Source organism: Labrenzia sp. PO1 (assembly GCF_012273635.1).
Taxonomy (GTDB): Bacteria; Pseudomonadota; Alphaproteobacteria; order Rhizobiales; family Stappiaceae; genus Roseibium; species Roseibium algicola.
Map to the genome: position 1 here is coordinate 366,183 of NZ_JAAXCR010000005.1, position 9,856 is coordinate 376,038.

8 protein-coding genes are annotated in these 9,856 nt (G+C 59.1%); all 8 read left to right on the forward strand.

What is annotated here, in order from left to right; all coding sequences use genetic code 11:
- The first annotated feature begins 41 nt into the window (after positions 1-41).
- The 8 genes from rfbF to HCG46_RS25170 all read left to right on the forward strand — a co-directional run bounded on the left by rfbF (position 42) and on the right by HCG46_RS25170 (position 9,799).
- Positions 42-848 carry a glucose-1-phosphate cytidylyltransferase gene (gene rfbF / locus HCG46_RS25135; protein WP_022999554.1) on the forward strand — a complete coding sequence of 269 codons (807 nt, stop codon included), beginning with the start codon at positions 42-44 and terminating at the stop codon, positions 846-848.
- 10 nt (positions 849-858) lie between these two features.
- Complete coding sequence (gene rfbG / locus HCG46_RS25140) at positions 859-1,995, forward strand: CDP-glucose 4,6-dehydratase (protein WP_168687791.1); 1,137 nt, start codon at positions 859-861, stop codon at positions 1,993-1,995.
- A gap of 30 nt (positions 1,996-2,025) precedes the next feature.
- Positions 2,026-3,258, forward strand: a complete 1,233-nt coding sequence (locus tag HCG46_RS25145) for a DegT/DnrJ/EryC1/StrS family aminotransferase (RefSeq protein ID WP_022999556.1) — start codon at positions 2,026-2,028, stop codon at positions 3,256-3,258.
- Positions 3,259-3,422: 164 nt separating this feature from the next.
- A complete protein-coding gene (locus HCG46_RS25150) occupies positions 3,423-4,667 on the forward strand; it encodes a class I SAM-dependent methyltransferase (protein ID WP_022999557.1) in 1,245 nt (414 codons plus the stop codon).
- Between the two features lie 9 nt (positions 4,668-4,676).
- The gene (locus tag HCG46_RS25155) at positions 4,677-5,639 is read left to right on the forward strand and encodes an NAD(P)-dependent oxidoreductase (protein ID WP_168687792.1); all 963 of its coding nucleotides are present in this window, start codon (positions 4,677-4,679) and stop codon (positions 5,637-5,639) included.
- Entirely contained in the window at positions 5,636-6,625 is a 990-nt protein-coding gene (locus HCG46_RS25160; protein ID WP_022999559.1) for a glycosyltransferase family 2 protein, read from the forward strand. Before HCG46_RS25155 ends, HCG46_RS25160 begins: the two co-directional genes overlap by 4 nt.
- Before the next feature lie 3 nt (positions 6,626-6,628).
- Positions 6,629-7,756 carry a glycosyltransferase family 4 protein gene (locus tag HCG46_RS25165; RefSeq protein ID WP_168687793.1) on the forward strand — a complete coding sequence of 376 codons (1,128 nt, stop codon included), beginning with the start codon at positions 6,629-6,631 and terminating at the stop codon, positions 7,754-7,756.
- Between the two features lie 132 nt (positions 7,757-7,888).
- On the forward strand, positions 7,889-9,799 hold the full coding sequence (locus HCG46_RS25170; protein WP_022999561.1) for a polysaccharide biosynthesis tyrosine autokinase: 1,911 nt from the start codon (positions 7,889-7,891) through the stop codon (positions 9,797-9,799).
- Positions 9,800-9,856: the final 57 nt, after the last annotated feature.

Below are 9,856 nucleotides of genomic sequence, written 5' to 3' on the forward strand. Positions count from 1 at the left end.
AGATGTTGTTTTCAGTGTTTAGACAATCAGGGAGAAGAAAAATGCAAACCGTACTTCTTGCCGGAGGGTTAGGCTCACGCCTGGCTGAAGAAACAGTCACCATTCCCAAGCCGATGGTCGAGGTCGGTGGTCGACCGATCATCGCTCGCGTGATGGATATTTACAGTCATTTCGGCCATCGCGACTTCGTTGTTGCGGCCGGTTACAAGGCGTTGCTGATTAAACAGTTCTTCGCCAACTACCACCTTATTGCCAACAATATTTCCGTTTCGGTGGATACAGGAAAGCTGCGTCTCGTACCGTCGGAACCGGGCGGCTGGAACGTCTGCGTTGTCGACACCGGTTCCCACACGATGACCAGTGGCCGCATTCGCAGGCTGCGTGACTGGCTCAACAACGAAACCTTCATGTGCACCTATTCGGACGGTCTGGGCAATATCGACATCAACGCCCTGCTCGACTTCCACAAGTCACATGGAAAGCTTGCCACCGTGACCGCCGTTCAGCCGCCTGCACGCTTCGGCAACATCGAACTCAAGGGTGATCGGGTCTTCGCGTTTACGGAAAAGGTTCGCAAGCGCGACACCTGGATCAACGGCGGCTACTTCGTGTTCGAACCGGGTGTTCTGGATTACATGGTCGATGATGCCGAACCGCTCGAGCAGTCGCCCCTGACCCAGATGGCCAAGGACGGCGAACTGATGGCGTATCGTCACGACGGTTTCTGGCATCCGATGGATACCGTGCGCGATCGGGACACGCTCAATTCGCTGTGCGATGAGCTTCCGCCGCCGTGGTTGCGGTTTAATGAGGAAATGCCAGCCAATATGCCGGCACTCGCGATCTGAGACGACGACCATGTCCGAGTTTATCGATCCTCATATTGGCCGAGCTTTCGCCGGCCGCCGGGTTCTCGTCACAGGCCACACAGGGTTCAAGGGCGGTTGGCTTTCGGCCTGGCTGTTGCACCTGGGAGCCGATGTCGTTGGCCTGTCCCTGCCACCCAGTGAAGGACCGGGTGTCTTCAAATCCTGCGGTCTCGCCGATCGCATGGACAGCCGGATTGCCGACATCCGGGATCGGGGAGCGTTGCAGGAAGCTCTGCGCGGCGTGGATGCGGAGATCGTATTCCATCTGGCTGCCCAGCCCCTGGTGCGCCATTCGTACCGGCATCCGGCGGAAACCTTTGCAACCAACGTGTCGGGAACGGCCAACGTCCTGGATACGGTTCGCCAGATGCCTTCGCTGCGCGCTGTCGTCGTGATCACGACCGACAAGTGTTACGACAACCGCGAATGGACCTGGGGCTACCGAGAGATCGACCCGCTTGGTGGCCACGACCCCTACAGCGCGTCGAAGGCGTGTACCGAACTTGTGGCGCAAGCCTACCGCCACGCCTACTTCGCCGATAGCAACGGACCGCAGCTGGCCACGGCCAGGGCCGGCAACGTCATTGGTGGCGGTGACTGGGGTGAGGAGCGGCTGGTGCCGGACATCGTGCGGGCAGCGTCAACCGGCGTTCCGCTCGAGATCCGCAGCCCCGAGGCGGTGCGCCCGTGGCAACACGTACTGGAGCCGCTTTCGGGCTATCTCCAGCTTGCGGCTCGGCTTGTTGACGACGGCTCCGAGTTTGCTGGCGCCTGGAATTTTGGTCCCGAGCTGGAAAGCACGGTCAATGTACGCGAGCTGATGCAGATGGTGCGGACAGCCTGGGGGCAAGGCGCCCCGGAGGTTCGTTTTCCGGAGCAACAGACGGGAACGTCATCGGCCCTGCACGAGGCCGGCATTTTGCGCCTCGACAGCACCAAGGCCCGCACCCGCCTCGGATGGCGGCCGCAGCTCAGGCTTGCCGAGGCAATCGGAATGACAATCGACTGGTACAAGGCACACGCGCTTGGCGACGACATGAGCGACTGCACCGAACAGCAGCTTGCCGGCTACAGCGCCCTGATGGCTGGCAGCAGTCTCACGCGCTACGCGATGGTCGCTGAATAGACAGCGCGAGATCACCGGAGAAATTGACACATGCGAGTTAATTACGGTCAGACAGTACACGGACAGGAAGAGATCGACGCCGTGGTCGAAGTGCTCAAGACCTCGACCCAGATGGGTCCGCGTGTCCGTGACATGCAACAGAAGGTCGCCGAGCTTTTCAGCAAGAACTTCGGGATCATGGTCAACTCGGGTTCTTCGGCCAATTACCTGGCCGTGGAAATCCTCGATCTACCCAAAGGCAGCGAGGTCATCACACCGGCGCTGACTTTTGCCACCACGGTTGCCCCGCTTGTGCGCCAGGGCCTTGTGCCGGCATTTGTCGACGCTGCCGAAGGCACCTACAACATCGACGAGACAGCCATCGAACGCATGATCACACCTGCGACCTCCGCAGTGATGATCCCGTCCCTGATCGGCAATCTGCCGAACTGGAAGCGCATTCGCGAGATCGCCGATGCCCACGGCCTCAAGGTGATCGAAGACAGTGCCGATACTCTGGGCGCGACGATTTCCGGTGAAAGCACGGGTATCTACTCGGATGTCTCGACGACGAGCTTTTACGGTTCGCACGTCATCAACGGAGCCGGCAACGGCGGCATGCTTTGCGTCAACACCCCCGAGCTGGCGCGCAAGGCTTTGTTGCTGCGTTCGTGGGGACGCAGTTCATCGCTCTTTGTTGAATCGGAAGCAATCGAGAACCGGTTCAATGTCCGCCTCGATGACATCGAATATGACGCGAAGTTCGTCTTCGAAGCGCTGGGGTACAATCTGGAGCCTTCGGAAATCAGCGCGGCGTTCGGCCTCGTGCAACTCGGTAAGCTGCAACACAACATTGCAGTGCGCGAACGGCATTTTGAAGCCCACAAGCGGTTCTTCGCCGACTATGAAGACTGGTTTGTCCTGCCGCGCCAGTTGGAAGGTGCCAGGACGGGATGGCTGGCTTTCCCGCTGACAATTCGGGACGACGCGCCGTTTACCAGGCGCGAGCTTCAGATCTATCTCGAAAAGGCGGACATCCAGACCCGCCCGGTCTTTACCGGCAATATTCTGCGCCAGCCGGCAATGAAGAACATCGACTGCCGCGTCGATCCGTCCGGCTATCCGATTGCCGACAAGGTGATGCGTGGCGGCATCCTTCTGGCCTGCCATCACGGCCTCAACGACGATCACGTCGAATACATGCACGCGCGCGTATCCGATTTCCTGAACCGGTTTTCCGCCGGCTTCGGTGCCATGGCAGCGGGCAACGAGAGGGTGGGATGACGCCGAGCCTACCGCACCCTTCAGGAGGTGTCTGTCGGGTGATGGGCAGGGACTTTCGGGGAGGAGCGGCGCCGAAAGCTTGAATTGCCGCGAATTCTGCCTGGTGGAGTTCGCAATGAACCTGAACCTGACAATGCAAGTCATTTTAAGAGCGATTGAAAAAAATGAATAAGTTCGAGCTAGACAAGTCCATTCGCCGTACCTGCAGAACCTGCGGTTCCGAGGATCTTTTGCTGTTCCTTCCCATGGGAGCTCATCCGCCGGCCAACTTGTTTGCCAGCGCGGCTGATCGCGACCAGCCCCAGGTTGCCTTTCCGCTCAACACGCAAGCCTGCCTCGATTGCGGCTTGATCCAGGTTGCGGATCAGGTGCCGGCCGATTTCTTCACCAACTACCTTTATGTACCTTCCGGCGCCGCGACCATGCATTCCCATTTCGCGGAGCTTGCGGAGGTTGCCGTCGGCAAGGCGAACGGTGGGCTGATCGTCGATATCGGCTGCAACGACGGGCTCATGCTGTCCCACGCCAACCGGCTGGGCGGCAAGACGCTCGGTGTGGACCCGGCTGCGAACCTTGCAACAATTGCGCAGGAGCGCGGCGTGAGGGTGCACACGGCATTCTTCAACCCCGAGACGGCAGCGGAATTGAGGGCGTCCGAAGGTCCCGCCGCCGTGATCACGACTTCGAACACCTTCAACCATATCGATGACTTGCACGGCTTCACCGAGGGCGTGCTGACGCTTCTTGACGACGACGGTGTCTTCATCATCGAGGTGCCGTGGGGCAAGGAGATCCTCGAGACCAATGAATTCGACAATGTCTACCATGAGCATCTGTCGGAACTGAGCCTGCTTTCGATTGTCCGTTTGGGCGAAAGCGTCGGCCTCGATGTGGTCGATGTCACCAAGCTTCCGGTGCACGGGGGCTCGATGCGCGTATTCATGCAACCGGCCGCCTTGAAGGTGGAACGCGCGGCAATCGTCGACGAGATGCTTGAAGATGAACGCCAGGCCGGCATGACGGAGGCCGCGACCTATCAGGATTTCGCCGAGCGGGTTCACCAGATCCGCAACGATCTGACCGGGCTGCTGGCGGAGTTGAAGGCAGAAGGCAAATCAATTGCCGGCTACGGCGCTCCCGCCAAGGGCAATACATTGCTCAACTTTTTCGGGATCGGCACGGAGACACTCGATTTCCTGGTCGACAGGAACACGCTGAAACAGGGCCTCTTCTCTCCGGGCATGCATATTCCGGTTCTCTCGCCGGATGCCGTCGCCGAGAGGCAACCCGATTACCTGCTGGTTCTTGCGTGGAATTTCCTGGATGAAATCCGCGAACAGATGGCCGAATTCGAAGCGAAGGGCGGCAAGTTCATCGTTCCCCTTCCGGTGCCGAAAATCGTTCCCTGAGGCAGAACTATGGCGCGCGTTCTCATAACCGGAGCTTCCGGTTTTATAGGATCAAACCTGACCCGGGCCTGCCTGAAGCGAGGTGACGAGGTCAGTGTGATCTTGCGGCCCCGTTCGTCCACGGGCCGGATCGCCGATATCGCGTCGCGCGTTGGCCTCTACAGGCTCGACGTCACCGACGCTCGGGCTCTTCGCAGCTGTCTGGCAAAAGCCAGGCCGGAGATCGTTTTCCATGTGGGTGCGCGTACCCGTTTCGAAAACCGGCCGGACTTGCAGGATCTCGCCGACAGTGTCGAGGAGAACGTCTCGCCGCTGATCGCGCTCCTGTCGGCCCTTGCCGCTTGCGATTGCCCGCCCCGGACTTTCGTCAGGACGGGGACGATCGCCGAATACGGGGACTGTCCGACACCCTTTACAGAAACCGAGCGAGAAAGACCGGGCGGATCCTATGCCGCCTCACTTCTGGCCGGGACGCATTATCTGGAGATGGCGCAACCGCGACTGCCGTTTTTTGCCGTTACCGCACGGTTGGCCCTGACCTATGGGCCCGGGCAGTCGGAAAGTTTCCTAATCCCGCGCGCCATCACTCAGTTGCTGGTCGGCCAGAAAGTGAGTGTCCGCAGCCCGCTGGATCGCCGTGACCTGATCCATGTCGATGACGTGACCACGGCGCTCATGTTGCTGGGCGACAATCCCGAAGGTGCCGGGCCGGTGGTCAATGTGGGGACAGGGGATTCCCCGACGGTCGCTGAGGTCATGAAGACCTTGATCAAATTGACCGACGCCGACCTCGATCTCGTGAAATTCAGCGATCAAGTCCGCGATCCCGTCGAATTGATCGTCTCTGCCGAACGCATCCGCGAACGCCTTGGCTGGTCAGCGGAAATCAAGCTTCAAGATGGCCTCGAAAGGACCGTGAAATGGGCACGAGAGAACATCATTCCAAACCTTGCAACGGAGATGCAGGCATGACTCTCGTCTCGATCCTGATCCCGGCACTGAATGAAGAGGACAACGTTCGCAACACCTACAAACGTGTCATGGACGTGTTCGAGCAGCTTCCCGACTATGAGCCGGAACTCATCTTCACCGACAATCATTCCAGTGATGAGACCTTTTCCATTCTCACGGAAATCGCTGCCGAGGACCCACGGGTTCGCGTGATACGGTTCTCTCGGAATGTCGGATACCAGGCTTCGGTGCTGACCGCCTACCGGGCTGCCGAGGGCGCCTGCGCCATACAGCTTGATTGCGACCTCCAGGATCCGCCCGAACTGATCCCGCAGATGCTCGATACCTGGCGCAAGGGCTACCACGTCGTCTACGGAATCCGGCGGAGCCTGCCGGACGGTCCAGTCGTCGCGTGGCTGCGCAGAACCTTCTATGCACTGATCGACGCGATCAGCGAGGACGACCTTCCCCGGAACGCAGGTGAATTCCGGCTGACCGACCGGCGCATTCTCGATGAGCTGCGCCGTGTGGAAGACCGCTCGCCCTATGTTCGCGGTCTGATCAGCGGTATGGGTTTCAACCAGACCGGTTTTGAGTACGACCGAAACGCTCGCGTGGCTGGAGATTCCAAGTTCCCGCTTCGTGCGATGATTTCCCTCGCGGTCGATGGCCTGATCAACCATTCGCTTGTGCCGTTACGGCTGGCTTCCCTGATCAGCCTTCTGGGCGGCCTCTGCGCCTTCCTGCTGCTTTCGGGCTACCTCATCGGCAAACTGGTCTTCGGCCAGGAGTGGCCGGCCGGTTTTGCGACGACCACGACGCTGATCCTGCTTTCGATGACGGTGAACGCGATGTTTCTCGGCATTCTGGGTGAATATGTCGGACGGATATTCCTGCAGTCGAAGAACCTGAACCGGCCACTGGTTGAAATCGAACTGAATGGCAACGGACAACGGAATGATGCGGTTCCGAAGGGTCGACGTACCATGGTGGAGGCTGCGGAATAAACCATGAAACTGCTCTTCGTTCAGGCTAGTTTTGGCGCAGGCGGCACGGAAAAGATCGTTGCCATGCTGGCGGCACATCGTGCTGAGCTTGGCGATGAAGTGCACGTCGCGGCAATGACCTGCCCCGATGCAGGATCGTATTTCGACTATCCGGACAACGTCGTCCTGCACGTTCTCGATCGGGAGAACGGCAGAGGGCTGCTTCCCCTGCCGTTGCGCCGGCTTGCCAGTATCCGCAAGCTGGTGCGGGCTCTATCGCCGAATGTGTGCCTTTCGTTCCTGACCAAGGTCAACGTTCTAACCCTTCTGGCCACCGGTTCGTCGGTGCCTGTGATCGCGTCCGAGCGCAACAATCCGCTGGCACAAAAGGCCCACCCGCTCTGGCGCCGTGCCCAGAATGCCCTGATGCCCAGAGCCGCCGCGATGGTCATGCAGACCGAGCGGGCACGGCAGGACCTGCCGGCGCGAGTACAACCCTGTGCCCAGGTGATCCCGAACCCCTGTGCGCCGATCGACGGTGTGGCCCCTTCACCTGGCGGAAAGAGGCTCGTTGCCGTTGGACGACTGGATCACCAGAAAGGCTTTGATCTGCTCATCGACGCCATGTCTCTGCTGCGCGAAAAACAGCCGGATGCAAGACTGACGATCTATGGAGAAGGCGCCGCCCGTGCTTCCCTGGAAGCGCAGCGTGACCGTCTTGGTCTTCAGGATATTGTTTCCCTGCCGGGCAAGAGCGCAAGGCACGGAGAATGGATCCGGACTTCCGACATTTTGGTTCTATCGTCCCGTTTCGAAGGATTTCCGAACGTTGTTGCCGAAGCTGTCGTCAGCGGGCTTCCCGTCGTGGCGTTCGACTGCGCCTACGGCCCACGGGAACTGGTCTTCGATGGCGTGAACGGACTTCTGGTTCAGGACGGCAATATCGGGGCACTGGCCGACGCGATTGGCCGTCTGATGTCCAACCCGACCCTGAGGGCCGCAATGGCGGATGCGAATGTCCGCCTGCAGCAAAAGCTGGCACCTGAGACCATTCTAGCCCTCTGGGACCGGACGATTTCCGACGCGGCTCGGAAGGAAGCATTCAACCGCGGCAAACCGGCAGGGGAGGGCTATTCACATGCGAATGCGTGAGCCTTTCAGCTCTGCAAGTGCCGCGATGTCCGTGGCAACGGACCTGGCGCGAACCGATATCGGAGCGCCCGGCAAAATCGACTTCAATACCAGGACAATCCGGCGGAATTCGTCGGCATTTGGGGGATCTTCATGAGCAGTATTGTTGACTCGCAGCAGGAGCAATATGCATTCGCTGAACGTCCGATACAGTTCGGTTTCTTTGCCATTTTCAAGGTGTTGCGAAGGAACTGGATCTGGCTGACCTTGGCCATGTTGCTGGGTCTGGGGGCCGCCTATCTTGCCCTTCAGGTCATTCAGCCAAAATATGCCGCACGGTCGACCATCATTCTGGCGAAGGTCGAAACGAGAATTAATCCGACAGAGACGACAATCGAGAATTCCGACACGTCGCTTATCCACATCGAGACCGAGATCGATTTTCTGCGCTCAGTCGAATTCGCCCGCAAGGTCGCCAGCGAACTGAACCTGATCTCAGACACCTATTTCAATCCGTACCTTTCGGCGACCGAAACACCGGTTCCCACCGATGAACAGCAATTCGAAGCGGTCCTGGTACGCATGCTCAACAGCTACACGGTTGAACGGCGAGGCGAGAGCCTGGCGCTCGATATTCGTGTGCGGCATCCTGATGCCGTCATGGCTGCGCAACTGGCCAATACACTCTCAAGCACCTACATCGATGACTCTCTTCGGGACAAGAAGAAAGCCGTACAGTATTCAATCTCAGAATTGTGGGACCGGATAACGTTACTCGGCGGTCGCCTTAGCGAGATGGAAGCGCGTCTTGCGGAACTCATTCGCGAAAACGAACTGGACGACACCAGCCTCGGCGACGAGTTGAGGGCAGAGCTGAACAGATTGACGTCTATCCTCAATCTGGCGCGCGACCAGAATGCGTCTTCCATCCGGATCAATGAAAGCAAACAGCGTCTTGCCGAGGTGGAAACGAAGCTTGAGGAGCGAACGCGCGCCGAACTGACACAGTCCAAGCTGCAGAGGTCACTGGATGCGGATCTTGCCAGGTACCAGGCACTTGTAGACCGGCGTAACGCACTGGAAACACAGATCGACTTTCTTCAGCCCGATGCCCGGCAGGTGACGGTGGCTTCCGCTCCGCTGAAACCGGCGACACCCAACCGTCCCGTCATTTTTGCGCTTGGGATTGCTGGCGGCCTGATTGTCGGTCTGGCCTTGGTGCTGTTGCGCGAATTGTTCGACCGCCGGGTCTGGACCGGTACCCAGACGATGCAGTACCTGGGCCTGCGAACCATCGGCTACGTTCCGCGGATCCGGTACTGGCGGAAGCGAGACAAGCAGGAACTCTTTCTGAGCAGAACCTCCAGGCAGGAGAATTCACCGTACCAGCTGGCGTTGCGGAGCCTGCTCACACTGCTTTCCAACCAGATCCGGAAAAAGGACAGCATGGTCATGGCCGTAACGTCGGCACTTGCCAACGAAGGCAAGACGACCCTGACGTTCTCACTCGCGGTTTCCGCCGCCCAGGAAGGACACCGGGTACTGTTGATCGACCTCGACATCCACCGGCATGGCCTGACACGCATGTCAGGTTGCGAAATCCCAAAGGAAACGCCTCAGGAAATCTGGGAGGATCAGAACGTCTTCGACGCGCAGATAGTGCCTTGCACCCGTTTCGGACAGATCAATCTCCTGTCGTTCGCTCAGGATTCCATCATTCCGAGGCGCGTGTTCAATACGCCTCGTGGCAAGGCGATTTTGAGAAAATTGCGCGCGTCCTATGACGTCATCCTGATTGATACGGCCCCCGTTTTGGCAGCCGACGAAGCAAACCGCCTGGCGTCGCTTGCGGACTTCGTGATCCTCATCGCCCGCTGGGGACGCACCTCGGAAGATGCGCTTGGAACGGCGGCAGAAGCCTTGCGGTTCAATCAGATCCCACTCGCTGGCGTCGTGTTGAACGACATCGACATGCGGCGATATTCGCTCCGCGACTATGGAGCTCACCGGGCAGGAGGATACTACGCCTATAACAACGGCTACATCTACAAACCGCCAAGTTGAAACAGCTTCCGTCGCGTTGGCGCGACCCTTTCAGTCGACACGATCCACCGAAAAAAC

Coding starts and splice junctions, on each gene's coding strand:
- rfbF (WP_022999554.1), top strand. CDS start 42: ATGCAAACCGTACTTCTTGCCGGAGGGTTAGGCTCACGCCTGGCTGAA.
- rfbG (WP_168687791.1), top strand. CDS start 859: ATGTCCGAGTTTATCGATCCTCATATTGGCCGAGCTTTCGCCGGCCGC.
- HCG46_RS25145 (WP_022999556.1), top strand. CDS start 2,026: ATGCGAGTTAATTACGGTCAGACAGTACACGGACAGGAAGAGATCGAC.
- HCG46_RS25150 (WP_022999557.1), top strand. CDS start 3,423: ATGAATAAGTTCGAGCTAGACAAGTCCATTCGCCGTACCTGCAGAACC.
- HCG46_RS25155 (WP_168687792.1), top strand. CDS start 4,677: ATGGCGCGCGTTCTCATAACCGGAGCTTCCGGTTTTATAGGATCAAAC.
- HCG46_RS25160 (WP_022999559.1), top strand. CDS start 5,636: ATGACTCTCGTCTCGATCCTGATCCCGGCACTGAATGAAGAGGACAAC.
- HCG46_RS25165 (WP_168687793.1), top strand. CDS start 6,629: ATGAAACTGCTCTTCGTTCAGGCTAGTTTTGGCGCAGGCGGCACGGAA.
- HCG46_RS25170 (WP_022999561.1), top strand. CDS start 7,889: ATGAGCAGTATTGTTGACTCGCAGCAGGAGCAATATGCATTCGCTGAA.